Below are 22,361 nucleotides of genomic sequence, written 5' to 3' on the forward strand. Positions count from 1 at the left end.
AACGCTGTCTGAGTTGCGACCCGAGAGGCCGCCTGGACGCGCTCAGTGATCGCTTGCGTGTGGGGGCACGGCACGTGGCAGTGGCTGACGCCAGTCGCCCAGCCTTGTCAGGAGGACCTGGCGGGCGAGAGATCGTATGTCGTCCCACGCTGGATCCGTGGTCAGAGCGTTGTCCCAGAGGCCGACGCGGCAGGTGGCATCGATCTTGCCGAGGCGACGTTCGATGGCCCGAAAATTACGCAGATCCTCGGGCTCGAAGGCTCCGCGCCCCGTGAGTTCTTCGGAGACACGGCAGAGCAACTCCACCTCTTCGACGACGTCCTTCGTCTCCAGTTCACGCTCACCCAGCCAGGCAAGCTGATCTTGGGCCTCGGCTGCCAGGAGAGCCATGAAGTACAGCGTCCAGGTGCGCAGGTGCGCCTCGCCGAGATGGTTCATGGGTCCAGGATCGCATCCAGCCGCCGCAACCGTGTTCGATGGTGTGGAGGGGCGGCATCGGACAGCGCGACGCCTGCGGAGGTTGAGGCGCGAGCACTGCTGCCGCGATCGAACAGGGCCGGACCACAGTGCCTTCCGAAGTCGGGTTCTGGCTCACTTTCCGTGGAGGATGCACGCTGAGTGACGGTTGTCGGGTGAGGGCGCCCTGGGGAAGTTGCCCGGAATTGGCCCGTACCAGGTGCGGTGTGGCTGACAGTTCGGCCCGTGGAAGAAATGGTGCTCCGGCTGGAGGAGTTACTGTTCCCGTCGGTCACCGACGTGACGGTGCTGTCCGTCGCAGTGAACGACGAGGCGGTACGTATAGAGGCCCGAAGCACGGTGCCCGGGGCCGTCTGTCCCGGATGCGGGATCTGGTCACGGCGGATTCACAGCTCTTACCTGCGATTTCCCGCTGATGTGCCCAGCGGAGGCAGACGGGTCGCTCTCTGTTTGCGCGTCCGCAGGTTCCTCTGCCCGGTCAGCTCGTGCGAGCGGCGGACCTTCGCCGAACAGCTGCCAGGCTTGACCCGTCGGTACGGCCGACGGACCGAGCGCCTGCGTTCGACGCTGGCCGCGGTCGGCCTCGCGCTCGCGGGTCGGGCCGGCGCCCGCCTGGCGCGCGTCTTCGGCGTGTCCGTGAGCCGCAGCACGGTGCTGCGGCTGGTCGAAGCGTTACCCGACCCCGAAGTTCCAGCCCCGCGGGTGGTCGGCGTCGATGAGTACGCGACCCGCAAAGGGCGTCACTACGGGACTGTCCTGGTCGACGTCGAAAGTCGGCGTCCACTGGACCTGCTGCCCGATCGGGAGGCATCCAGCCTCGCAGCTTGGCTCGCGAAACGGCCGGGGGTGGAGGTGATCTGCCGCGATCGGGCACCGTTCTTCGCCGAAGGTGCCACGGCCGGGGCGCCGCAGGCGGTGCAGGTCGCGGACAGGTGGCATCTTTGGCACAACCTGAGCGAGGCTGCAGAGCGGTGCGTCGCAGACCACCGCGGATGCCTGCAGGTCCTGGCGCCGGATCCAGCCCAGCCTGCCCCCGAGCCGGAGAAGTTCGAAGACCCCTCCAGCTCGCCCTGGCCGAGGGGACACCGTTTCGCCGACCGCACCCGTGTCAACCATGCGACCGTCCACGAACTGCTGGCCGCCGGGCTCAGCCGGAGGGCGATCGGCCGCCAGCTCCGGATGACCTCCCGCACCGTCAAGCTCTTGGCCGACGCTGCCACCCCGGAGGAACTGTTCCAGGGGCAGTGGCAGGGCAGGCCATCCAAACTCGATGCCTTCAAGCCCTACCTGGATGACCGCTGGAACCAAGGCTGCACGAACGCCTGGAGGGTGTGGGAGGAGATCGTGCCGCTCGGCTATCAGGGCAGCTACCAGCGGGTTCGCGCCTACTTCCGGGAGAAGCGGCTCTCGCCAGGCCCCGTCACGGCTCGGCCACCGTCACCCCGGGTCGTCGCCGGATGGATCCTCCGCCGGCCGGAGACCCTCACCGAGACGGAGCACCTTCGACTCAAGGCCGTTCTGGTCCACTGCCCTGAACTGGACGCCCTCACCGGCCACGTCCGCTCCTTCGGCCAGATGCTTACCGAGCGCCAGGGCGAACGGCTGCCGCAGTGGCTCGATGCCGTCCGGCAAGATAACCTCCCCGGCCTCCATACCCTCGCCGCAGGCATCGACCGTGACCGCGATGCGGTCATCGCCGGTCTCACCCTGCCCTGGAGCTCCGGGGTCGTCGAAGGCCACGTCAACCGGATCAAGATGCTCAAACGCCAGATGTTCGGCCGAGCCGGCTTCGATCTCCTCCGCAAGCGTGTGCTGCTTTACTCATAGGACATCGCCTTCTGATGGCTTCCAAGCACTTCGCGGGGCAGACCAGGCTCAGGCCGCCATGAAGCGACCCAGATCGCGTGACTTGCACTGAAGGGCGGCTGCCCAAGCCCCCTCAGAGGAAACCGGGGCCGCCGGGACCTGAACATCCTTGAGACCTCCGTCCTCGGCGATGCCTGCTGGCTGCCAGTTCACCTCGATGCCTGCCCTCTCCGCCAGGACCAGCATCGTGGCGGCGAAGCCCTCGGACAGGGCAGCCATGACTGCGTGACTCGTTCTCCGGTGCCACGCAAGCAGGGCGTCGACGAACTCTTTGAACGCGATGGGGTCGATCTGGCACTCGTCAGCTTGCATGGGTCCGATGCCGGACGGCAGCCCCAGTTCGGCTTCGTAGACACTCACCTGGCTCATGAACAGCCGGGAGGCCCCGTTGGACGGGTTCCACAGGGTCTCGTCGCCCATGTCGTAGTACTGGCTCAATGCAGCCCCTCCCTTTTGGTCATACCGGCCAGCGTCGCAAGCACATGACATTACGGTCAGTCAGCCCTCCACGGAAAGTGAGCCAGAACCCGAAGTCGTGAACATCTGCTGTCCGTTCTCGGTTCTGGCACAGATCTTGGGGAGTCGTTGCGGAGCGTCACCTCGACGTTCGATTGTGAGGGGCTGGGTCGTGTGAGACCCCGTACGTCTTGCCGTCTAACAGCCGGTGGCGATGCTCCCACAGGCCCTGATTCGTCGCTGTCGTGGTCGGCTGTGGACGGTGATGGTGCCGGTAATGCTGACCGACACATCGTTCGTTGGCTGGACCAAGACCTTCGCCGCCCCCGCCTCTGCGCGGCCATCGTCGACCGCCTCACCTTCAACGGCACCATCATCGGAACCGGAACCGACTCCTACCGCCTCGCCAGCACCCGAGCACGCGCCGAGGAGTCGGCCAAGGCCGTATGACCGCCCAGCAGTCTGGCCGGGGCTGTGGAATTACCGGCCGGACCTGGTCCAAAACTGACGCGGCGCGAAACCCTCGCGCCGCAGCCAGTGCTCGGTATAGACGATCCGCTCGGCCTCGATCACGGCAAGAGGCCCCGACGGCGGTTCGTCGAGCGAAAGCGAACGCTCGACATGGTCGGACTGCCAGCGGAAGGCCGACCAGTAGTGCTCGAAGTCGGGGTCATCTTCGGACAACGTGCGAGCCCGCCCAAAGACCTGAGCACCTCGGCTGCTTGCCTGCCCGACCAGCGGAGCGAAAATCCCCACTGAGACCCGGGGGTCCGCAGCAAGGTTCCTCATCTTCGGCGAACGCGGGGCGGCGGTGAACATCACCGCGAAGTCGAGGTGGAAGTAGCGCACCGGCGTCGCCAGTGGCCCCTCCGGCCCTGCCGTCGCCAGTACGCACATGTTCTGCGACGACAGCAGATTGAGTATCCGCTCTTCCAGATGCTCTCGATCGAGCCGCTTCTTCGGTGCCGGGCCAGACAGCCACGGGTTGGTCACAGGCATGATCAAGTATCCCATGCCTCACCGCCTGGATCCCCAGAGCCCGGTCAGCCACAGCTGGCGGTGCCGTCAAATCTCGGTTCTGGCAAAGATCTTGGGGAGTCGCAGACGTTACTGGAGCAGGATCATCTTGCGGAGAAGTTCGAATCCGGCTCGACCGTAGAGCTGCTTTTTGATCTTCTTGATGCGGTTCACGGCGCCCTCGATGCTGCCGGAGCTCCAGTCCAGGGTGAGCCCCGCTGTCACGGCGCCGAGGTCCCGAAGCAGGTGGAGTGCGAAGCCGCTCAGGCCGGGCAGTTGGCTAGCGTCGACCGCGTCGACCGCGTCGATCCAAGCAGGGAGCGTGGCACCCAGACGGTCGCTGAGTATCTCGCCGAAGTCGCGGACATGCCCGGCGGCCGTGTCCAGTTCGGGGCAGCGGGCCAGGACATCCTTCAGGCCGGCGCGGTCTTCCTCGCTCAGCGCGGTGGGGTGACGGGTGAGCCAGCCGGTCACCTGCCGCACCGTCGGAGGCCGGGGCGGCGCGCCGGCCGGAGCCCCGCGGAGGGTGGCGATGTAGCTGCGGACCATTTGGTAGGTGACGGGTGCGTTGTCGACAACGAGTTCATTGTGAAGGCGGGTGACGCTGGTGCATCCCTCGGCGAATCGGCGCTCCAGGTAGGGCTTGTAGGGGTCCAGCCTGCTGGGTCGGGGCCGGTTCTCGCGGATGGTGTCCTGCCAATGTGCGGCATTCGCGTATCTGAGCACGGTGTTGAGGCCCCAGCCCAGGTGCCGGGCGATCGCCCGGCGTGAGTGACCTTGAGCAAGGAGCTCGTGGACCAGGGCGTGCGCGGCCTTCTTGCGCTCAGCCCGCGGGCCGATGGGCGCCGGGTCGTCCTGCGGTCGGCCGGAAGTCAGTCGGATGGCCTCCGGCAGCATGCTGCTGGGCGAAGGGTCGCGCAGGCAGTCGCGGTGGGCGGCAACGCAGGTTTCCACGGCTCGGCCGAGGCTCTGCCACAGGTGGAACCTGTCGGCGACTTGCAGAGCGTCGGGGGCACCGCGTCGTGCTCCCTCGGCGTATGCGCCCGCCCGGTCCCGGCAGATGATCTCCACGCCGGGGTGGCGAATCAGCCAGGCGGCCAGCGGCCCGGCCTCGCGGGTCGGGAGCACGTCGACCACGCGATGGTCTTCGACGCTGGTCAAGACGGTGGAGTAGGTCTGGCCGCGGCGGATCGCGAAGTCGTCCACGCCCAGCACGCGCGGAGTACCGCACTGCGGATCGGGCAATGCCATGACCCTCCGTAACAAGGTCATCCGGCCGGCTCCGAAGCCCAGCTGGGCCGCCAGCCGGGCGCCGGCCCGCCCGGCCAGCGCGAGCCCCACTCGCTCCAGGGCGTGGTTGAGCCGAGTGGTGAACCGTGCGTGCGGGGCGGCCAGCCGGGAGAACGGCTCGGCGAACGTCCTGCGCGGGCAGTCCGCCGACCCGCAGATGAAGCGCCGGACCGTCAGCCGGATCACAAAGCCCTGCTCAGCGAGCGGAAGGTCCTTCAGCCTGCGCTGGTAGCGGTCATGGACCCGGTCCGAGAAGCGGCCGCAGTCCGGACATGCAGCCCCGGCCGCGCGGCCTCTCGCCACCACCTCGACCGTGCCGAACGCGGCTGTGACCGCCTCGACATCCACATCGTCGATTCCGTCGAACACCAGCGAATCCCAGAACGGTGCATCGGTCTGCATGACCAGCACCATCACCGTCCACAGGCTCCACCATCAGTGACAAGCAGACACCTGAGGGAGCGTCATCTCCGACTGTCAGACGACAAGGCGTACGCCGTCACACAGGAGCCGGTCTCCTTGCAATCGAACACTGAGGTAACGCTCCGCGACGACTCCCCAAGATCTGTGCCAGAACCCCGTTCTCATGAACAAGGCCACACCGGCCGCGAGCATCCCCGGCTCATACACATACGGCATCGCCGGGTCCTGCGGTGGAGGTGCTGCCACTGTCCAGGTGGTCCATGCGTGCAGGGCGACGATGCCGATGTTGCGCAGGGCGGCTTCCGTGAATGCGAACTCGACCGCCGCATCGCCGGCCGGTGAGCCATCGACGCCCAGGAGATCTGTCGGGCTGGGCCTGGCTGGTCCCGCACGACCAGGACCGGGCAGTGGCTGTGCGCGGCCAGATGCACCGCAGTTGACCCCAGCAGCAGGCCCACGAAGCCGCCCAGCCCCCGGCTGCCGACCACGACCAGCACGGCGGTGCGCGACTGAGCCTCCAGCACCGTCAGCGGCTCACCCGTGACCACCGCGTTGGTGACCTCCACCTCCGGCGCAACGGAACGCGCACGCTCCACCGCCTCAGCCACCATCCGACCGACCATGTTGTGCAGCCCGCCCTCGGCTGGACCCAGCGGCAACGGGCCCAGCGACACGTGCATCATCGACCACCATGCGGGCGGTCAGCTGCCGGTCGGGTTCAAAACGGCTGCGCATCGTCATCACCCTGGGATCAGGCCCTCGCCGGAGAGCAGCTCGCGCACCTGCGTGAGGCTGGTCGTCTCGTCGGGCAGCACCAGGTCGGACGGTGTGATCCGGTCGTCCGGCAGCGGTGTGCCGAGGCTGCGCACCGCGTCCAGCAGGGCCGAGAGGGCGGAGGTGAACGCCGCCTCGTCGCCTGTGTCGGTGGCTGTCTGCAGGGCGGAGTCCAGCTCGTTGAACCGGGCAAGGTGTTCTTCGGTGATCTCGTACTGGCCCTCGGCGAGAATCCGCATGATCATGGCGTCGCCTCCTGGTCCGGCGGTGTCTTCCTGGTCCCGCCGCCTTCGACGGCCGGTGCAGCCGCGGACGCCGGGAGCTGGGCCTTCATCCGGGCCAGCTCGATCTCCACGTCGCTGTCGGCGGTGACGCGTTCGAGTTCGGCCTGGATGTCGTCACGTCCGGCCGGCAGGGTGGCGTCCTCCAGCGCACCGGAGGCGATCAGCTCGTCCAGCGCACCGGCGCGTGCCTGCAGCTGCTCGGTCTTGTCCTGGGCTCGCTGCATGGCCAGCCCCACATCGCCCATCTCCTCACCGATGCCCGTCACGGCTTCGGTGATACGGGTCTGCGCCTCGGCAGCGGTATAGCTCGCCTTGATGGTCTCCTTGCGGGTGCGGAACGCGTCGACCTTCGCCTCCAGGCGCTGCGCGGCCAGCGTGAGCTTCTCCTCCTGCTCCTTCAGGGGTGCCTGCTGGCCCTCAAGATCTGAGATCTGCGCTTCCACGGCCGTCCGGCGGGTGAGCGCCTCACGGGCCAGATCCTCACGCCCCACCGCGAGCGCCTGCTCTGCCTGGCCCTGCAGCTTGCCCGTGGACTGCCGCAACTGGCTCACCTGCAGCTCGACCCGCTTGCGACTGGTCGCCACATCGGCAACGCCGCGCCGCACCCGCTGCAGCATCTCCCGCTGCTGTTCGTAGGAGTAGTCCAGGACCTCGCGCGGGTCCTCGGCCTTGTCCAGCGCCTTGTTCGCCTTGGCCCGGAACAGGGTGGCGATGCGTTGGGTGATGCTGGTCATGGCAACCGCCTTCCTCTCGATAGCGGCGTCGCGCCGGAACGATCGGCCGAGACATCCGTGCAGCCGTGGTACCAGCCCGCCTCAAATCACCGCCGGACTCGCGCCTCTTCCATTGTCCGGGCGCACCCCTTACGCGGCAGTCTGATCGTGCTCGGGTGCCGGTCATGATCGGTTCCCGGCTCGGGCAGCCGCCTGCGGGCCGGGGATGTCGCGCAAGGTGTCGCCGACGGCATGAACCAGGGCGGCGGCGATGGTGCCGGCGCCCCACAGTCCCCAGGCGACTGCGGGTGCGTCGGCGGCGAGGAGGGCGGGAACGGGCAGCACACCGGCAGCCAGGAGGACGGGGGCCGTGTGGTGGAGAGTGCGAGCCAGGCGCGAGGCGTCCCGCCGGTGGCGCAGGGCGAGCAACCTCGCGCACGCCGCGATGGTCAGAACCTGGACGGCGATCAGGACCCAAACCAGGACGAGGGCGGCCGCCATGTCTATCGCCTCCCATCAGGGCCGCGGGGCCAGCGGTGGCGGTCCATTCGGGCGAGCACCAGGATCACCAGCACGATCCCGGCGAGCACGCCGACCACGATCGCTGCCTGGACGAGGACGGGGAGGCCGGTCATCGGTTCCTCCCGGTGGCGGAGGGGCGGGACGTCGCCTCGGGCGACGGCCCCGGCTCGAGTCCGGCCGGGGTGTACTTGCCCGGCAACGAGGGCCTGCTGGGCCGCCGTGGCCAGAAGCGGGGCGTGCGGGCGGCGTAGGCCGTCCACTCCTCCCCGAACCGGGCGGCAACCTCGCGTTCCTCGCTGCGGGCCAGGCGGGCGTACACGTACACAAGGACCGGGAACATGATCAGGGTGGGTATGGTGGGCCACTGCAGCAGGAATCCGATCACGATGAGCAGGAAGCCGTCGTACTGCGGGTGGCGTACCCAGGCGTAGAGGCCGGTGGTGGCGAGCCTGTCCGGGTGTGCGGCATCATGCAGGATCTTCCAGGCGGCGGCGATCAGCCAGAAACCGACGCCTATGGCGACGTAGCTGGCCAGGTGGAAGGGGCTCAGGTGCGGATCGCCGGACCAGCCGGTCAGGTCGTTCCACAAGTGCCCGCCGGCGTGGGTGTCCTTGAGGAGCGGGAACTGGTTGCCGAGCCAGCTGCCCAGCAGGTAGATGGTCAGCGGGGTGCCGTACATCTCGGTGAATAGGGCCACCAGGAACGCGCTGTAGGCGCCCATGGCCCGCCAGTCCCGTTTGGTTTTCGGGTGGAAGAAGCTGGCGGCGAACACGATGAACAACGCCGTGTTGAGTACCACCAGCGGCCACAGGCCGTATGCGGCGTCAGACATCACGTCCTCCTCGGGGCAGTGTCCGCTGTCCACGGGCCAGGCCGCTCATGCGCCGCTGGTAGGCAGCCGTGTCGATCTGGTCGTGCCTCCGCAGGCCCGCACACCAGCGTTCGGCGGCCTCCAGGGCGGCGCGGCGGCCCCTCAGCCGGGCCAAAGGGGGCCAGCGGCTCTCGCGAGGTGTGATCAGGCGGCCGATGCTGTAGGCCAGGGCCGCGAGGATCAGAGCGCCGATCAAGATCACGATCACGGCTTGCATGCCGCGTCCCTTGTCGTCGTCGTGCGTTTCAGCGGAAGGGCTTGTGGCCGTCCGGGTCACGGTCCTTGGGCGCGTCATCGTGGCCGTGGCTGTCCATGTCGTCGCCGTCGCGCAGGCCGCGCATCATGAAGAACATCATCAGCGGGCAGGCGGCAGCGAGGGCGAGGACGGCGAGGGTGCCCACGGGCACGCCGAGCGTCAGCGCGCCGACCAGGGCGATGGCGATGGCGATCGCGTACAGGCCGTAGTTCCTGTTGTTCTTCATGGCCGGTCCTCCTCCTTGGGAGGGCATCAGGGTGTGGCCGGGCCGGAGGAGCGCAGGGCGGCCAGGCGCCGCTGGTAGTCCTCTTCGTCGATGTCGCCGCGGGCGAAGCGTTCGGCGAGCAGCTGCTCGGGCGAGGGCCTGGCGGGGACGTGGGCGTGCTCGGGGCTGCGGTTCAACGCGCGGATGAGCAGGACGGCGACGGTGATGATCGGGGCCCAGAAGAGGATCATGCTGGCCGACATGGCGAGCCAGCCCCAGCCGCTGACGTTGTGGTCGAACCAGAACATCATCGTGTTTCACTTCCCCGGATTCGGGGGCTGCGGGCGCGGGGCCCGCTGTCCGGCCAGTGACTCCTGCTACCAATGTCGATCCGCTGTACCGCCTGCGCAGGGGCCACTCGGTCCCCTGTATCGGGACCGCTCAGCCCCTACCTGGTTCGGGTAGCCAGGGGCGAGGCTGGAGGGAGTGAACACGCAGGGAGGTCAATGCCATGGGTGTCACCGATGTCGTCGTGGTGGTCTTGGCCGCTGTGCTGATCGTCGGCCTGGGGTGGTTTTTCTTCGGTCCTCGCCGGGCCCGTGCCGCGCGCCTGGAGGGCGGGATACAGCGGGTCGAGGTGACGGTGCGGGGCGGCTACAACCCCGATGTGATCCGGGTCCGCCAGGGGATTCCGGTGGAGCTGATCTTCGACCGGCAGGAGTCCGGCGAGTGCACAAACCGGGTCGTCTTCCCCGATCTGCGCGTCAGCGCCGGGCTGCCGGCCTTCACCCGCACACCCGTGCGCGTCAGCCCGGATCAGGCCGGTTCCTTCGGGTTCGCCTGCGGAATGAACATGATCCACGGCACGCTGCTGGTCGAACCCGCGGACGGATCCGGCACCACGGAAGCCACCACGGACGGAGACGGTGAGGAAACGGCTACCGCCGCCACCGCCGCCGTACCTACCAGCGGTGGAGGGACCGGGGCCGAGGCGGAGGCGGCGGAGGTCGCCGAGCGGCGCGCGGAGATCACAGACCTGACCCGCCGGGTCGCCGTCGGCGCCGTACTCACCGCCCCGGTGCTCTTCGCCGTCATGGCCCACGAGCTGTTCGGCGCCGACTGGGTGCCCGCATGGATGCTCAACCACTGGCTGCAACTGGCCCTGATCACACCGGTGATGATCTACACCGGCTGGCCCATCCACTCGACCGGCTGGCTCACCTTGCGCCACCGCGGCGCGGACATGAACTCCCTCATCACGCTGGGCACCACGGCCGCGTACGGATACAGCCTGATCGTCACGCTCGCCCCTGGTCTGCTGCCCGAGGATGTGCGCGAGGTGTACTTCGAGGCGGTCGGGGTGATCCTCACCCTGATCCTGCTCGGCCGCCTGCTGGAGGCCCGCGCCAAGGCAGGCACCGGCGAGGCCATCCGCGCACTGCTGGGCCTGCAGGCCCGCACGGCCCGGGTGATCCGCGACGGCACCGAGACCGAGATCCCGGTCGAGGACGTGGCGGTCGGCGACGAGGTGGTGATCCGGCCCGGGGAGAAGGTGCCGGTCGACTCCGAGGTGCTGTCCGGTTCCTCGGCGGTGGACGAGTCGATGGTCACCGGCGAGCCGATGCCGGTCACCAAACGGGCCGGGGACACGGTGATCGGCGCGACCGTCAACGGCACAGGCTCCTTGCGGGTGCGTGCGAGCAAGGTCGGCGCCGACACCATGCTCGCGCAGATCATCCGCCTGGTGCGGCAGGCCCAGGCGTCCAAGGCTCCCATCCAGCGACTCGCCGACGCGGTATCCGCCTACTTCGTGCCCGCCGTCATCGCCATCGCCATCGCCGCCTTCGCCCTCTGGTACACCCTCGGACCCGCCCCGGCCCTGACCCTCGCCCTGGTCTCCGCGGTCGCGGTACTGATCATCGCCTGCCCCTGCGCCCTGGGCCTTGCCACCCCGCTGTCCGTCATGGTCGGCACGGGCAAGGGCGCCCAGGCGGGCATTTTGATCCGTTCCGCCGAGGCGCTGGAGACCGCGCACAAGCTCGACACCGTCGTCCTTGACAAGACCGGCACCGTCACCGCCGGCAAACCCGTCCTCACCGACGTACATCCTGCCGACGGATTCGCGGACGACGAACTGCTGGCCCTGGTCGCGGCGGCCGAAGCGGACAGCGAGCACCCCCTCGCCGGCGCGATCGTCACCGGAGCCCGGCAGCGCGACCTCACCCTGCCTGCGGCGCGGGGCTTCGCCTCCGCCACCGGCAAGGGGGTACGGGCCACCGTCGACGGCCACGCCGTCCTGGTCGGCACCGCCCGGCTGCTCGGCGACGACGGCATCGACAGCAGCGCCCTCACCCCGGTCGCGGCCGGGATGTCCGCCCAGGGCAAGACCCCCGTACTCGCCGCCGTCGACGGCCGGCCGGCCGGTGTCCTCGCCGTCGCCGACACCGTCAAGGACGACTCCGCATCCGCCATCGCAGCCCTGCACCGGCTCGGCCTGGAGACGGTCGTCATCACCGGCGACAACGCCCGCACCGCCGCCGCGATCGCCGCCCAGATCGGCGTGGACCGAGTGCTGGCCGAGGTACTGCCCGAGCACAAGGCGGACGAGATCCGCCGCCTCCAGGGAGAGGGCCGTACGGTCGGCATGGTCGGCGACGGCATCAACGACGCCCCCGCTCTCGCCGCCGCCGATGTCGGGCTCGCGATCGGTACCGGTACCGACGTCGCGATCGAGGCGGCCGACATCACGCTGATCTCCGGCTCCCTGACCGGAGTGGTCACCGCGATCCGCCTCTCCCGGGCCACGATGCGCAACATCCGGCAGAACCTGTTCTTCGCCCTCGTGTACAACGCAGTCGGCGTTCCCCTCGCGGCCGGAGCCCTCTACCCCGTCTGGGGCATCCGCCTCAGCCCGATCATCGCCGCCGCCGCGATGGCCCTGTCCTCCCTGTCGGTGGTCACCAACGCATCCCGCCTGCGCCGCTGGCGTACGACGCCGCTGCCGCCGGCCGCGGTGGAGCCCGTCGCGCCTCGGGTCGAATCCGCTGCCGACCGGTCCCCGGCCCACGCCTCAGCGAGTGATGGCCGACAGCCACACCTCGAGCCCCTGGCCGGGGAAGACCACCAGCGGGGCCCCGAGGCGATCACGGTGGACCCGGTGTGCGGCATGCCCGTCGACCCGGCCGCCGCCGAACGGCGCGACACCGCCAGCGGCAGCTACTTCTTCTGCTCCGCCCAGTGCGCGGCAGCCTTCGACGCCGACCCGGACCGCTATCGCGCAATTGCGACAGGCGGGACAAATGAGGGAGGTAAGAGTAAATGACCGCCATCCCCGACCCCCCAGACACTCCGGACCCGGCACCGGGCACGGCCCCGCACGGCCCCGCACGGCTACGCCGACCCCAAGGGCGACCACCTCGCCCGCCTGTCCATGTCCGGATCCAGCATCATCGTCGGCCTCAAGGCACTCGCCCTCAAGCGCCTCTGCCTGCCCCGCCCAGCAACCACTGGCTCAGCCGAAGGAGGCGTTCGCGGTGGCCAGTAGTCCGGCTCGGGCCGCGCTGCGCAGTACAAGGGTGCGCCCTACCGTGGGAAATGTGACCGGCCGCGAGCCCCGCACGCAGCCGCAGCCCGTGCTGCGGGTCTCCACGCTGCTCGTCCTCGCCGTCATCGTCGGACTGCTCGGCATGCACGCCCTGGGCGCCGCCGCCCTCCCGTCGGCAAGCGCAACCGAGCACCCCTCCCACCACGTGGCTACAGCCCCCGCCGACCGATACCCCGACGACGATCGTGACACCGGCCGCCATGTCATCCACACAGACCAGATGTGCGCGTCCACTGCCCTACCGGGTTCCCCCGGCATCGCCGCAGCAGACACCGAGCCGGTCACCATCAGGGCGCACGGCTCCGCCGATGCCCCGGTCCCGTTGCCGATCGCGGTGGCCTACGAGCCGGCCGGAGGGCGGGCACCGCCCTCACTCGCCGAACTCCAGCTCCTGCGGATATAGGAACCCCGCCTGCGGCACTCCCCGACGGTGCCGCACACGGCCTTCCTCTCCGCATCCGAGCACTGGAGTTCAGCGAAATGAACACGAACCGATCCCTGACGTGTCGCGCGGCCCTGGCGGCCACCGCCGCCGCTGCCAGCCTGGTCCTGGCCGCCTGCGGCAGCAACGACAGCACGAACACGGCCGGCCCCACTGTCGTGACCACCGCCGCCCCGGCCTCCACGGAGGCCAACCAGCACAACCAGGCGGACGTCTCCTTCGCGCAAGGAATGATCCCCCACCACCGGCAGGCCATCGTCATGTCCGACATGGTCCAATCTCACGGCGCCTCCAGCGAGGTCAAGGCACTCGCGGAAAAGATCAAGAAGGCGCAGAAGCCCGAGATCGACACCATGACCGGCTGGCTCAAGGCGTGGGGCGAGAAGGTCCCCACCGGCTTCGGCATGGGGCACGGTGACGACGACTCCGGTATGCCCGGGATGATGGGTGACCAGGACATCAACCGGCTCGGGAACGCCAAGGGCAATGCCTTCGACGCCATGTTCCTGACCATGATGATCGAGCACCACGAGGCCGCGATCGACATGGCCAAGACGGAGAAGCAGCAAGGCGCCTACGGTCCTGCCAAGGCCCTCGCTGACAGCATCATCACGTCCCAGACCGCCGAGATCGCCCAGATGCGGACGATGCTTGCCGGCTGAATCCCAACCGAGCCCGGTCCGGCGCGGCGTCCTGGAACGCGCTTCCGGACATCAAGAGCAGCACCACCATCGGCACAACGGTCATCACCCATCAGACCGAGGCGGAACGGATCGGCTTCACCGACTCCCTGACCCTCCTCATCAACGGCCGCGACCCCTTCGCCGAACCGGGCCGCCCCGCCAGGCTGGCCTGCCGGATGTACCAGACCCCGGACGGCCTGGCCAACTTCCCCAGCTCTGACCATCTGCACCATGCCCTGACCGACATTCCTCCAGGCTGACCCGCGAGTCCCCCACCGACGCGACAACGGCGGCTTCAGCGCGACGTTTTGTTGACTGCCCACAACATCGCACACCGGCTCCGGCGAGAGACCGACAGCGAGGTACGGCCTCAGAGGAAGGCTCACCTGAAGCTGTCCGCGGCAGCCGAAGAGTTCAGGACCAGCCTCCTCGGCGTGACGTTCCTCTGCCGGGAGACCTAACCGAACTTCCTCTCCAAGCATCTAACTACTTATCAGTAGAGTCAGCAAAGGGTCAGCATTCGTCCGACTAGGCCTGACCGCAGCCTGCTTCAGATGAGACTCGACCTCGAGATCGGGAAGCGCCCCCAGAGGCCTCGCCGACGACCGGCGGACCTCCAGAAGCGGAGCGATAGCGCGGCCACCACCCGGGCCCCACCTTCAGGACATACACAAAGCTCAGCGCACTCTTCCCCTGGGCTTCAGGCGAGTTGGGGGGAGTTCCGGGGCCGGAAGCGGAGCGCCGTCGTAGCCCTTCACCTCGCCGTATCGCGTCCCGTTCATCCAGTCCTCCCGGGCCTGTGCGATATCCTCTTGGGACCGTCCGATCCAGTTCCAGAACGTAATACGAGATATCCGTCTTCATGCCTCAGCGCGCTCCTGGGACCGGGGCACGGCCTTCGGATCCGGCAAGGCGACAGCAGCTGAGCGCGATCGCCCACCCGCTGTGCCGCCCGAGGGAGAAGGGCCAGTTGGCGGCGACAGCCTGAAGTGTCAGGCGCGCATGTGGTCGGCCGGCACGAGGACTTGACCACGCCCGTTCACCCCGACGTGGATGTGGCAGCCGCACACCATCCCGTCGTGCGAGCAACCGGGGAGGGCCACCGGACGGGCGTCCGCTCGTAGGAGCGCAGTTCGGCTTTCACCACACGCCGCCTCGGACGAGTGGGAGCCGGAGCCGACTCTCCCGCAGCACCCCTCGCCTACCCAGCCGTTCGGCCGCCAGTCGCTGCCGGGAGCCGCCCCGTCGACGCACGCGTCCTTGCCACCGTAGACCGGCGAAGCGGCCCTCCGCTGGCCTACCATGCCTTGAGGGGCTTCGGGACAGCGCGGCCGGAGGACAGATGCCGAAACAGGGCCAGGAATCCGGAGCGGACCCGGGCAGCGCACAGCGACGGGCCGTGAGGATGGCCGGTCTTTCGGCAGCCTCCGATACCGGGATGGACCGGTTCGCCCGGCTGGTTTCACGACTGCTCCACGTGCCGGTGGCCTTCGTTTCGCTGGTCGAGGAGGACCGGCAGATCCTGCCCGGACTGATCGGTCTGCCCGAGCCCTGGGCGGGGAGCCGCACGCTGCCGCTGTCGCACTCGCTCTGCCGTTATGTGGTGGCCTCCGGGCAGCCCTTGGTCGTACCCGATGCCCGCGCCGATGACCGGCTCCGTAGCAGCCCGGCCATAGGGGATCTCCGGCTCATCGCGTATGCGGGGATGCCGCTGACCGACGCCGACGGGCTGGTCCTGGGCTCCTTGTGCGCCATCGACCACGAGCCGCGGACGTGGGGTGACGGCGAGCTGGCCGACCTGAAGGATCTGGCGGCGGCCTGCTCCGCCGAGCTGTGCCTGCGCATCCTGTCGGCGCAGAGCCGGTCCGCACAGAAGGTGCTGGAGACCGCGCGAGCCGCCGCCGAGCGGGCCCGGAGCGACGCGGAGCGCCTGGAGCAGGAGGCACAGGCCGGCATGGACCACGCCGAGCTGCTGCTCAGGGCATCGGAGGAACTGGCCCAGACGTCCGGGCTGGAGGACGTCCGGCGCAGGCTGCGGGACCTCTTCGTCGGTGTCGGGAAGCCCTCGTACGTCGGCCTGCTGGTCGCCGACAAGGACGAGCTGCACCGGATTGCCGACCCGGACATCGAGCACTCGGTGGAACGGGAGGTCCTCACGCTGCCCGCGAGCGCGGCGTTCCCGAGCGCCCGGGCCATGCGGGAACGGCGGGCGGTTTTCGTGCCCGACCGTGAGGCGCTCGTCGCCGGGTACAGCCCCGAGGCGGTCGGCTTCTTCGACCGCATGGGCTTCACCACCGTGCTGTGCCTGCCGCTCTGGGGCAGCCGCGCCCTGCTGGGCGTACTCGCCGTCTGCTGGGCCAAGCGGCACGAGGTGGGGGTCACGGAGCGGGCCACGCTCGCCGCCGCTTCCGGTTACATCGCGCAGGCCGTGGAGCGCGCGCTGCACCTCGACGAACGCATCTCCGTGGCCCGGCAGCTCCAGGAAGCCATGCTCACCGACCTCCCCGTTGCCGACCGCATCGAGATCAGTGCCCTGTACGAGCCGGCCGCGGTCGGCGACATGATCGGCGGGGACTGGTACGACGCCTACCACCTGCCCCCCGCCTCCTCACCTGGCGGCAAGCCCGGAGCCCTCATGGTGACGGTGGGTGACATCACCGGCCACGACATGCACGCAGCCACGATCATGGGCCAGATCCGCAGCATGCTGCGGCAGGCCACCCTCGACCACCCGCCGTACAGCCCGGCCACGGCGCTGACCGCCCTCGATGCCGCTTGTTCGGTCTTGCCCATCGAGGCCGGCGGCACGCTGGTCCACGCACGCCTCGACCTCGCCGACGGCGGTCCCGACTGGACGCTGACCTGGTCGAACGCCGGTCACCCGCCGCCGCTGCTCCGTACCCCCGACGGCCGGGTGACCCTCCTGGAGGAGCACGACATCCTCCTCCACAGGGACCTCGGGCCGTTCCACCGGACCGAGGCCCGGCGCGGCCTTCCCGCGGGCTCGACGCTGTTGTTCTACACAGACGGGCTCATCGAACGCCGCGGCCACGACATCGATGCCTCCCTCGCGCAACTCGTCGCCCTGCTCGCCCGCCACGGTGACCGTCCGCTGCCCGAACTGCTCCACGGGATCAGCAACAGGCCGGCGGACCCGGCTCCCGGGGACGACGTCGTCGTACTGGCGCTGCGCGTTCCCTGACGGGGTGACCGGCCGCTTCCTGGATCCAGCGAACGTCCGATGACCAGCGGAATGAGGATGGTCCAAAGGATCGGAATTCCCGTCACGAAGCGGATGACGAGGAGAATGACGCCGATGACAGGACCAATGTCTTCCGTTTCGGCGTGACGGTTCACAACCGGGGTAGACGCCAGCCGTGTCCGGCGGCTCGTTCGGGCGCGCATCCAAGGAGCAATTCCATGATTCTCATCCTCGGGCTCATCATTCTGATCGCCGCCACCGCCGTCGGCCTGGCCGGAGTATTCGGCAATACCGGCGCGGAACATGATCTCGGCGTCGGCGGCGATTTCGCGATTTTCGGCTACCACGTCACCGGTTCGACCGGATCCCTCTTTCTGAGCGGAATCATCGTCGGAGCCGTCGCCTTCTTGGGTCTGACTCTGGTCATGATGGGCGCCCGTCGTTCGGCCCGTCGCTCGGCGCAGGCCCGACGGGAACGCGGCACAACACGCCGTGAGGCCGCCGTCGTCGACCGCGAGCGCGACGATCTGATCAAGCAGCGCGACGATGCCCGCGCCGGGGCCGGTGCTCCGACGGCCGACGTGCCCCGCGTCGAGACCGGTGCGCCGGTGACCGACGTCCCCCGCGGCCGAGGCCACTGGTTCGGCCACCGGGCCGCGCACCGCTGACGGCAGTCTTTGCCGTTCCGCAGAACCTTGCAGATGCACCATCAGCCGCAGGGAGCGGCGCGCCTTGCCCAAAGAGGCCGACGCGCCGCTCCCCATGGTCGAGAGCCCGCCCTCACGGCCCCGGCACGGGCGAACGCAGGGCGCTGCGCCCCTGGTCCCAGGCCTCGCGGATGTGGGTCACGAGACGGTCCTCCAGCAGGACGGTCGCCGCGCACCCGAAGGCGATGTCCGCCTCCAGGTCCGGCTCGTCGGCCAGCAGACCTCCGATCACCTCGTGGCGCACCACCTGTTCGTGGACGGCGTCGGCCTCCACGTGCTCCGCGTAGAAGTGTTCGGCCGCAGGTCCCGCTCCGCAGCGTCGCATGGCCTTGGCCAGGCGCCTGGACCCGGGCGACGAGGTGACCTCGACGCACGCGAAGTGGCCGACGAGCGCGCCGCGCAGGGCGCGGTGGAGCCCGAAGAGGGACATCAGGTTCACCGTCGCGAGCAGCGGCGCCGGCGCGCGGTCCAGGTAACCGCCGTAGGCGGGATCCAGGCCCAGGTCGGCCATGAGGTCCGCGAAGAGTTGTGCGTGGATGCGGTCGGCGCGGCCGGCGCCGAACTCGTCGTACTCGATGGCGACCATGGCGGCCTTGGCCCGTCCGGTGAGCCGCGGGATGACCCAGGCGTGCGGGTCGGCCTCCTTGAGGTGGTACAGGGAGCGCAGGGCCGCGTACTCACGCAACTGCCAGAGCTCGCCGTCGGTTTCCAGGTGGTGACTGAGACTGCCGGACAGGTCCACAGGCTCCACGAGGAGCGGGGCGAAGGCTTCCTCGATCGTCCGGGGCGCGTCGGGCAGCTCGGTGCGCAGGGTGTGCAGCACGCGGGTCTCCATCGACTGGCGCAGCCGCAGCAGCTCCGGGTCCCATTCTCGCTCGTCGTCCACGCCATCGAAGCCGCGGTAGTGCAACTCGTACAGCAGGTAGAGGGCGAGCTGGAGGTCCGCGCCCCAGGGGTCCGCCTTCAGCACGGAACCCGTGGCGTACACCGGCGGGTTGCCGGATCGCAGGGCCTCGGTCACGGCGCGGGACAGCTCGCCCCGCCCGTCGACCAGGCGGGGGCCGGCGGCCGGCGCCACCGTGATCAAGCCCGGGCTCATGCTCGGAGGGGTCATCGCGGGTTCCTGTCCTCGGGGGGCGAGCCGCCTCGCTCGCGACAGCGGTGGCTGGTGTCGCACCACGGGTAGGCACGGCTGCGGCGGCAGGTGCACACCGCGACCATGAAGCGTTCGGACCGGGCGACCGTCCCGTCGTCCAGGACGATCTCGACCGGCCCCTCGACCAGGACCGGGCCCTGCGGGTCCACCGATACCCGGCGGGCCGGCGTTTGGACGGGAGCCGGGACGGAAGCCGGGGAGCTGTCAGAGGGAGCGGGCACGGATGATCACCAACTCTTCCCACTCGTCGGTTGCTGCCGCCAGACCCCGCTGCTCCAGCCAGGCCCGTCGCGAACGCAGCACGGGTCCCCACGGCACCGAGGCACTCGCCGTGACCTCTGCGGCCAGCCCCACCCCGGTCAGGCGGTCGAGGGTCTCCCCGGCCCCGCACAGCGCCGAGTGCACCATGAGCAGGACACCTCCGGGACGCAGCAGGGCCGGGGCGCCGGCGCAGATCCGGTCGATGACCCCGCGCCCGTCCGGACCGGCGTCCCAGGCACGCTCCGGCCCACGCGACGGCAGCCGGACCCCTGGGGCCGGGACGTACGGCGGATTGGCGACCACCAGGTCGAAGCGGCACCCCGCGGTGCGCGCCGCGAAGTCGCCGTGCAGGACGCGCAGCGGCAGCCGTCGGCGCAAGGAGTTCAGCCGCGCCGTGACCACGGCGGGCCAGGAGACGTCGACCGCCGTGACCCGGGCTCCCCTGCCGGCGGCGTGCAGGGCCAGCGCACCGGTGCCCGTACCGATCTCCAGCGTGTCGGTCCGCGGCCCGAGATCCTCCAGGGCCAGCGCCTCCGCGAGGAGAAGGGTGTCCGCCTGCGGCCGGTAGACGCCCGGCAGGGCCATCAGGGCGACCGGGAGCGGGGGCAAGGACAGAGCCGTGGCGGGCACCGCGTACCTCCCGGATTCGGATGCGGCCCGCGGAGCGGACCGCGGAAATCGACCGACATGCTGCGGCTGCCCGGAACTGAGCGGCCCATCCGAATTCTCGTCGGTCTTCAGAGGATCAGACGAGTATCGGCCTTTCCCGGTATTCCCACGGGCGGCTACTCGGCGCTTCACGTCCCGGAGCGCACCGGGCCGGCTCACACGCGGGGCGCCTGGTCGCCGGCGTTTCCGTCCGGCGTCTGCCACGAATCCTCGCGCCCCCGCGCCACGGGATTCTGCTCGGCCGGCCGGACAGGGGCCCGGCGCCGCGCGCTGCGTCGGCTGCCGTACCAGAACGCGCCGACCAAAAGGACGACCACCGCCACGCCGGCGAACATGAGGAAAAGTACGCGTTGGCCTTCGGCCGCGAGAACTTCGGAAGGAATCATGGCTCGCGCCTACCCACAATCGGCGGGCTTACGGGACATCTCCCTCCCGGATTCTCTCCCGGAATCCCTCCCAGAATTCGCGGCAGGGAACGGGCGGCGGTCGTCGGAGCGGGCGCGCCCTTCTTCGGAAGCTGCGCCTCCCCGTCACCGAGGCACCGCAACGGCCCTGCCCGGTGGTGTGGACGTGCAGGTCGGCGCCGGCGCGGGGTCAGCCCGGCCAGGTGCCCGTCACGCGACGTGTGGCCACGGCACCCGAGCGGTCGACAGCGGCCTTGACCACGGCGAAGATCGCGCCCTGGATGGCGGCGGCGATCAGGATCTGCTTCCACGAGCGGTCTTCGTCCGTGGCGCTGGGAGCATCGCCTTCTCCCTCGACGACCTTCCAGACCTGCTTGAACGCCGCCGCCGCGATCATGCCGCTGACAGCACCCAGGGCCAGACCCACCGGCTTGTACGCGACCTCGGAGGCTCTCATCGGCTTCGGCGGCTGCGCCGCACCAGCAGAAGGACGACCAGAGCGGCGCCGCCGGCCACGAGCAGCGGCCTGCGGTTGGCGCGGGCCATGCTCGCGGCCCGGCCCGCCTTGTCCAGGACCGGCTCGGGCGTCGCGCCCTTCACCAGCTGGGCCGCATGCCGAGTCTTCGTACGGATCTGGTCGGCGACGGCGCCGGCCGTTTCGGCGGCCTGTTGCTTCATGACGGCCGTCTTCTCTCTCGCCTGCGCCTTGATGTCGGCCTTGTCCGCCAGCGCCTCGATGGTCTGACCGAGTTCGTCGCGGGTGCGCTCGACCTGCTCGCGCAGCTCGTCGGGGGTGGGTGTGCCGATATCGGTTCGGGGTTCGTTCGTCATCGGAACGCTTTCTCCTTGATCTCGGCCAGATCGGCCTTGACGCTGTCGATGGTCTGCTCCGGGACGGGTGCGCCTGCCTCGGCGATACCTTTCACGATGCGCACGCCGTTGTCATGGCGCGCCTACCCGGTAAACGAACGAGCAGCCACGCCACGAGCAGATCCTTTTGCGCGGGCGGCGCGGTCCTGTGCGATCGCCTCTCCATGCGGCGGCGGTCCTGATCGCTCCAGGCGCGGGTTCCACGGGGCCGGACATAGGGTTCGGCGTCCTCGGGCAGCCCTCCTGCTATCACACGCTGACGGGCCAGTTCCGCGTCGAACTCCAGCCCGAGGAGGAAGGCGAGGTTGGTGATCCACAGCCAGACCAGGAAGACGATCACGCCGGTGACCGTGCCGTACGTCTTGTTGTAGGAGGCGAAGTTCGCGACGTAGAAGGCGAAGCCGGCCGAGGCGGTCATCCAGATCACCAGGGCCAGGCAGCTCCCCGGCGTCACCCACCTGAATCCACGGCCCTTGGCGTTCGGCGCCGCCCAGTACAGGAGCGCGATCGTGATGGTGACGAGGAGGACAAGGACCGACCATTTCGCGACCGACCACACCATCAGGGCGCTGTCGCCGATCCTCAGGGCGGCGCCCGCGCGCCGCGCCAGGTCGCCGGTGAAGACGACGATCAGGGCGCCCGCACAGGTGAGGACCATCAGTGTGACGGTCAGCGCCAGGCGCAGCGGCAGCACCTTCCACACCGGGCGGCCCTCCGGCACGTCGTAGACGGCGTTCGCGGACCGGATGAACGCGGCCACGTAGCCCGAGGCGGACCACAGCGCCACGGCGAGGCCGACGATCGCCATCAGCGATCCGACGCCGCTGCGGCCCTGCAGTTGCTCGACCGCCTCCCTGATCACGTCCTGGGCTGAGCCGGGCGTCAGCTCCTGCAGGTCGTCCAGCAGTCGCGCGGTCGTCGACTCCCCGGCCAGGCCCAGCAGGGAGACGAGCACCAGGAGGGCGGGGAAGAGCGCCAGCACCCCGTAGTAGGTCAAGGCCGCGGCGCGATCGGCCAGCTCGTCGTTCCGGAACTCCTCGGCCGTGCCGCGCAGTACCGCCCGCCAGGAGCGTGCGGGCAGGTCGGAAGGCTGGTCCGGGGCCCGCTCCTCGACCCGCTCGCTCGGACCCGCGAGAGAATCCCGCCCGGTGTCGGCACGATCACGGTCACGGCCCTGAGCTGGGCTCGGTAGGGGTGTCATACCCCCCG

At 69.5% G+C, this 22,361-nt stretch carries 25 protein-coding genes and 4 pseudogenes; 7 read left to right on the forward strand and 22 right to left on the reverse strand.

From position 1 onward, the window contains the following. Nucleotides 1-42 precede the first annotated feature (42 nt). Nucleotides 43-438 (reverse strand): hypothetical protein, encoded by a 396-nt coding sequence (locus OG207_RS05290; RefSeq protein ID WP_328786297.1) that lies wholly within the window; start codon nucleotides 436-438, stop codon nucleotides 43-45. Between the two features lie 264 nt (nucleotides 439-702). Between OG207_RS05290 and OG207_RS05295 the strand changes: the two genes are divergently transcribed. Next, on the forward strand, nucleotides 703-2,304 hold the full coding sequence (locus OG207_RS05295; protein WP_443072664.1) for an ISL3 family transposase: 1,602 nt from the start codon (nucleotides 703-705) through the stop codon (nucleotides 2,302-2,304). 48 nt (nucleotides 2,305-2,352) lie between these two features. Here the strand turns inward: OG207_RS05295 and OG207_RS05300 are convergent, their stop codons facing one another. Next, nucleotides 2,353-2,781 (reverse strand): DUF6086 family protein, encoded by a 429-nt coding sequence (locus OG207_RS05300; protein WP_329096338.1) that lies wholly within the window; start codon nucleotides 2,779-2,781, stop codon nucleotides 2,353-2,355. Nucleotides 2,782-3,082: 301 nt separating this feature from the next. Here OG207_RS05300 and OG207_RS05305 point away from each other — a divergent pair. Then, nucleotides 3,083-3,249, forward strand: a pseudogene (locus OG207_RS05305) (ATP-binding protein); the annotation flags it as partial. Between the two features lie 30 nt (nucleotides 3,250-3,279). Here the strand turns inward: OG207_RS05305 and OG207_RS05310 are convergent. The 11 genes and pseudogenes from OG207_RS05310 to OG207_RS05360 all read right to left on the reverse strand — a co-directional run bounded on the left by OG207_RS05310 (nucleotide 3,280) and on the right by OG207_RS05360 (nucleotide 9,465). Continuing rightward, nucleotides 3,280-3,798: a pyridoxamine 5'-phosphate oxidase family protein gene (locus OG207_RS05310; protein WP_329096340.1), complete on the reverse strand. Its 519-nt coding sequence runs from the start codon at nucleotides 3,796-3,798 to the stop codon at nucleotides 3,280-3,282. Nucleotides 3,799-3,906: 108 nt separating this feature from the next. Continuing rightward, nucleotides 3,907-5,508 carry an ISL3 family transposase gene (locus tag OG207_RS05315; protein WP_329096342.1) on the reverse strand — a complete coding sequence of 534 codons (1,602 nt, stop codon included), beginning with the start codon at nucleotides 5,506-5,508 and terminating at the stop codon, nucleotides 3,907-3,909. A gap of 204 nt (nucleotides 5,509-5,712) precedes the next feature. Then, nucleotides 5,713-6,218 (reverse strand): annotated as a pseudogene (locus OG207_RS05320) (universal stress protein); the annotation flags it as partial. 51 nt (nucleotides 6,219-6,269) lie between these two features. Then, complete coding sequence (gene pspAA / locus OG207_RS05325) at nucleotides 6,270-6,548, reverse strand: PspA-associated protein PspAA (protein WP_329096344.1); 279 nt, start codon at nucleotides 6,546-6,548, stop codon at nucleotides 6,270-6,272. After that, nucleotides 6,545-7,321 carry a PspA/IM30 family protein gene (locus OG207_RS05330; RefSeq protein WP_329096346.1) on the reverse strand — a complete coding sequence of 259 codons (777 nt, stop codon included), beginning with the start codon at nucleotides 7,319-7,321 and terminating at the stop codon, nucleotides 6,545-6,547. The genes pspAA and OG207_RS05330 overlap by 4 nt, the downstream gene beginning before the upstream one ends. Before the next feature lie 162 nt (nucleotides 7,322-7,483). Then, the gene (locus tag OG207_RS05335) at nucleotides 7,484-7,801 is read right to left on the reverse strand and encodes a hypothetical protein (RefSeq protein ID WP_329096348.1); all 318 of its coding nucleotides are present in this window, start codon (nucleotides 7,799-7,801) and stop codon (nucleotides 7,484-7,486) included. A 2-nt stretch (nucleotides 7,802-7,803) separates the two neighbouring features. After that, nucleotides 7,804-7,935, reverse strand: coding sequence for a hypothetical protein (locus OG207_RS05340; protein ID WP_329096351.1), 132 nt, complete (start codon nucleotides 7,933-7,935; stop codon nucleotides 7,804-7,806). Further along, the gene (locus tag OG207_RS05345) at nucleotides 7,932-8,654 is read right to left on the reverse strand and encodes a methyltransferase family protein (protein WP_329096352.1); all 723 of its coding nucleotides are present in this window, start codon (nucleotides 8,652-8,654) and stop codon (nucleotides 7,932-7,934) included. The genes OG207_RS05340 and OG207_RS05345 overlap by 4 nt, the downstream gene beginning before the upstream one ends. Continuing rightward, complete coding sequence (locus OG207_RS05350; RefSeq protein ID WP_329096355.1) at nucleotides 8,647-8,910, reverse strand: hypothetical protein; 264 nt, start codon at nucleotides 8,908-8,910, stop codon at nucleotides 8,647-8,649. Before OG207_RS05350 ends, OG207_RS05345 begins: the two co-directional genes overlap by 8 nt. A 28-nt stretch (nucleotides 8,911-8,938) precedes the next feature. Further along, nucleotides 8,939-9,175 (reverse strand): DUF2933 domain-containing protein, encoded by a 237-nt coding sequence (locus OG207_RS05355; RefSeq protein WP_329096357.1) that lies wholly within the window; start codon nucleotides 9,173-9,175, stop codon nucleotides 8,939-8,941. 26 nt (nucleotides 9,176-9,201) lie between these two features. Further along, on the reverse strand, nucleotides 9,202-9,465 hold the full coding sequence (locus OG207_RS05360) for an SHOCT domain-containing protein (protein WP_329096359.1): 264 nt from the start codon (nucleotides 9,463-9,465) through the stop codon (nucleotides 9,202-9,204). Nucleotides 9,466-9,665: 200 nt separating this feature from the next. Between OG207_RS05360 and OG207_RS05365 the strand changes: the two genes are divergently transcribed. From OG207_RS05365 to OG207_RS05375, 3 genes are all read left to right on the forward strand, one after another. Continuing rightward, nucleotides 9,666-12,476: a heavy metal translocating P-type ATPase gene (locus OG207_RS05365; protein ID WP_329096361.1), complete on the forward strand. Its 2,811-nt coding sequence runs from the start codon at nucleotides 9,666-9,668 to the stop codon at nucleotides 12,474-12,476. Between the two features lie 274 nt (nucleotides 12,477-12,750). Next, nucleotides 12,751-13,161, forward strand: coding sequence for a DUF6153 family protein (locus tag OG207_RS05370; RefSeq protein ID WP_329096363.1), 411 nt, complete (start codon nucleotides 12,751-12,753; stop codon nucleotides 13,159-13,161). Between the two features lie 77 nt (nucleotides 13,162-13,238). Beyond that, nucleotides 13,239-13,862, forward strand: coding sequence for a DUF305 domain-containing protein (locus OG207_RS05375; RefSeq protein WP_329096365.1), 624 nt, complete (start codon nucleotides 13,239-13,241; stop codon nucleotides 13,860-13,862). Between the two features lie 698 nt (nucleotides 13,863-14,560). Here the strand turns inward: OG207_RS05375 and OG207_RS05380 are convergent. Continuing rightward, nucleotides 14,561-14,728: pseudogene (locus tag OG207_RS05380) on the reverse strand (pirin family protein); the annotation flags it as partial. Nucleotides 14,729-15,321: 593 nt separating this feature from the next. On the opposite strand from OG207_RS05380, the gene OG207_RS05385 reads away from it, so the two are divergent. Continuing rightward, a complete protein-coding gene (locus OG207_RS05385; RefSeq protein WP_329096367.1) occupies nucleotides 15,322-17,085 on the forward strand; it encodes a SpoIIE family protein phosphatase in 1,764 nt (587 codons plus the stop codon). 218 nt (nucleotides 17,086-17,303) lie between these two features. Beyond that, complete coding sequence (locus OG207_RS05390; protein ID WP_329096369.1) at nucleotides 17,304-17,753, forward strand: hypothetical protein; 450 nt, start codon at nucleotides 17,304-17,306, stop codon at nucleotides 17,751-17,753. A gap of 112 nt (nucleotides 17,754-17,865) precedes the next feature. Here the strand turns inward: OG207_RS05390 and OG207_RS05395 are convergent, their stop codons facing one another. The 8 genes and pseudogenes from OG207_RS05395 to OG207_RS05430 form a co-directional block, all read right to left on the reverse strand. After that, nucleotides 17,866-18,906, reverse strand: a complete 1,041-nt coding sequence (locus OG207_RS05395; protein ID WP_329096371.1) for an iron-containing redox enzyme family protein — start codon at nucleotides 18,904-18,906, stop codon at nucleotides 17,866-17,868. Then, nucleotides 18,903-19,169 (reverse strand): CDGSH iron-sulfur domain-containing protein, encoded by a 267-nt coding sequence (locus OG207_RS05400; protein WP_266607239.1) that lies wholly within the window; start codon nucleotides 19,167-19,169, stop codon nucleotides 18,903-18,905. The genes OG207_RS05395 and OG207_RS05400 overlap by 4 nt, the downstream gene beginning before the upstream one ends. Continuing rightward, nucleotides 19,153-19,794 (reverse strand): HemK2/MTQ2 family protein methyltransferase, encoded by a 642-nt coding sequence (locus OG207_RS05405; RefSeq protein ID WP_329107444.1) that lies wholly within the window; start codon nucleotides 19,792-19,794, stop codon nucleotides 19,153-19,155. Before OG207_RS05405 ends, OG207_RS05400 begins: the two co-directional genes overlap by 17 nt. A 239-nt stretch (nucleotides 19,795-20,033) precedes the next feature. Further along, complete coding sequence (locus OG207_RS05410; RefSeq protein ID WP_329096374.1) at nucleotides 20,034-20,264, reverse strand: DUF6479 family protein; 231 nt, start codon at nucleotides 20,262-20,264, stop codon at nucleotides 20,034-20,036. Nucleotides 20,265-20,472: 208 nt separating this feature from the next. Next, the gene (locus OG207_RS05415) at nucleotides 20,473-20,739 is read right to left on the reverse strand and encodes a DUF4235 domain-containing protein (RefSeq protein ID WP_266607237.1); all 267 of its coding nucleotides are present in this window, start codon (nucleotides 20,737-20,739) and stop codon (nucleotides 20,473-20,475) included. Then, nucleotides 20,736-21,113, reverse strand: coding sequence for a DUF3618 domain-containing protein (locus OG207_RS05420; RefSeq protein WP_329096376.1), 378 nt, complete (start codon nucleotides 21,111-21,113; stop codon nucleotides 20,736-20,738). The genes OG207_RS05415 and OG207_RS05420 overlap by 4 nt, the downstream gene beginning before the upstream one ends. Further along, nucleotides 21,110-21,205 (reverse strand): annotated as a pseudogene (locus OG207_RS05425) (phage holin family protein); the annotation flags it as partial. The gene OG207_RS05420 and the pseudogene OG207_RS05425, both read right to left, overlap by 4 nt. Next, nucleotides 21,205-22,353: a YihY/virulence factor BrkB family protein gene (locus OG207_RS05430; protein ID WP_329096378.1), complete on the reverse strand. Its 1,149-nt coding sequence runs from the start codon at nucleotides 22,351-22,353 to the stop codon at nucleotides 21,205-21,207. The pseudogene OG207_RS05425 and the gene OG207_RS05430, both read right to left, overlap by 1 nt. Nucleotides 22,354-22,361 lie beyond the last annotated feature (8 nt).

Origin of the sequence: Streptomyces sp. NBC_01439 (assembly GCF_036227605.1) — a bacterium.
Lineage (GTDB): Bacteria > Actinomycetota > Actinomycetes > Streptomycetales > Streptomycetaceae > Streptomyces.

Bases quoted from the DNA above. Each gene is read 5' to 3' on its own strand.
- OG207_RS05290 (WP_328786297.1), bottom strand. From the start codon at position 438: ATGAACCATCTCGGCGAGGCGCACCTGCGCACCTGGACGCTGTACTTC.
- OG207_RS05310 (WP_329096340.1), bottom strand. From the start codon at position 3,798: ATGCCTGTGACCAACCCGTGGCTGTCTGGCCCGGCACCGAAGAAGCGG.
- OG207_RS05315 (WP_329096342.1), bottom strand. From the start codon at position 5,508: ATGCAGACCGATGCACCGTTCTGGGATTCGCTGGTGTTCGACGGAATC.
- pspAA (WP_329096344.1), bottom strand. From the start codon at position 6,548: ATGATCATGCGGATTCTCGCCGAGGGCCAGTACGAGATCACCGAAGAA.
- OG207_RS05330 (WP_329096346.1), bottom strand. From the start codon at position 7,321: ATGACCAGCATCACCCAACGCATCGCCACCCTGTTCCGGGCCAAGGCG.
- OG207_RS05335 (WP_329096348.1), bottom strand. From the start codon at position 7,801: ATGGCGGCCGCCCTCGTCCTGGTTTGGGTCCTGATCGCCGTCCAGGTT.
- OG207_RS05340 (WP_329096351.1), bottom strand. From the start codon at position 7,935: ATGACCGGCCTCCCCGTCCTCGTCCAGGCAGCGATCGTGGTCGGCGTG.
- OG207_RS05345 (WP_329096352.1), bottom strand. From the start codon at position 8,654: ATGTCTGACGCCGCATACGGCCTGTGGCCGCTGGTGGTACTCAACACG.
- OG207_RS05350 (WP_329096355.1), bottom strand. From the start codon at position 8,910: ATGCAAGCCGTGATCGTGATCTTGATCGGCGCTCTGATCCTCGCGGCC.
- OG207_RS05355 (WP_329096357.1), bottom strand. From the start codon at position 9,175: ATGAAGAACAACAGGAACTACGGCCTGTACGCGATCGCCATCGCCATC.
- OG207_RS05360 (WP_329096359.1), bottom strand. From the start codon at position 9,465: ATGATGTTCTGGTTCGACCACAACGTCAGCGGCTGGGGCTGGCTCGCC.
- OG207_RS05365 (WP_329096361.1), top strand. From the start codon at position 9,666: ATGGGTGTCACCGATGTCGTCGTGGTGGTCTTGGCCGCTGTGCTGATC.
- OG207_RS05375 (WP_329096365.1), top strand. From the start codon at position 13,239: ATGAACACGAACCGATCCCTGACGTGTCGCGCGGCCCTGGCGGCCACC.
- OG207_RS05385 (WP_329096367.1), top strand. From the start codon at position 15,322: ATGGACCGGTTCGCCCGGCTGGTTTCACGACTGCTCCACGTGCCGGTG.
- OG207_RS05390 (WP_329096369.1), top strand. From the start codon at position 17,304: ATGATTCTCATCCTCGGGCTCATCATTCTGATCGCCGCCACCGCCGTC.
- OG207_RS05395 (WP_329096371.1), bottom strand. From the start codon at position 18,906: ATGACCCCTCCGAGCATGAGCCCGGGCTTGATCACGGTGGCGCCGGCC.
- OG207_RS05405 (WP_329107444.1), bottom strand. From the start codon at position 19,794: ATGGCCCTGCCGGGCGTCTACCGGCCGCAGGCGGACACCCTTCTCCTC.
- OG207_RS05410 (WP_329096374.1), bottom strand. From the start codon at position 20,264: ATGATTCCTTCCGAAGTTCTCGCGGCCGAAGGCCAACGCGTACTTTTC.
- OG207_RS05415 (WP_266607237.1), bottom strand. From the start codon at position 20,739: ATGAGAGCCTCCGAGGTCGCGTACAAGCCGGTGGGTCTGGCCCTGGGT.
- OG207_RS05420 (WP_329096376.1), bottom strand. From the start codon at position 21,113: ATGACGAACGAACCCCGAACCGATATCGGCACACCCACCCCCGACGAG.
- OG207_RS05430 (WP_329096378.1), bottom strand. From the start codon at position 22,353: ATGACACCCCTACCGAGCCCAGCTCAGGGCCGTGACCGTGATCGTGCC.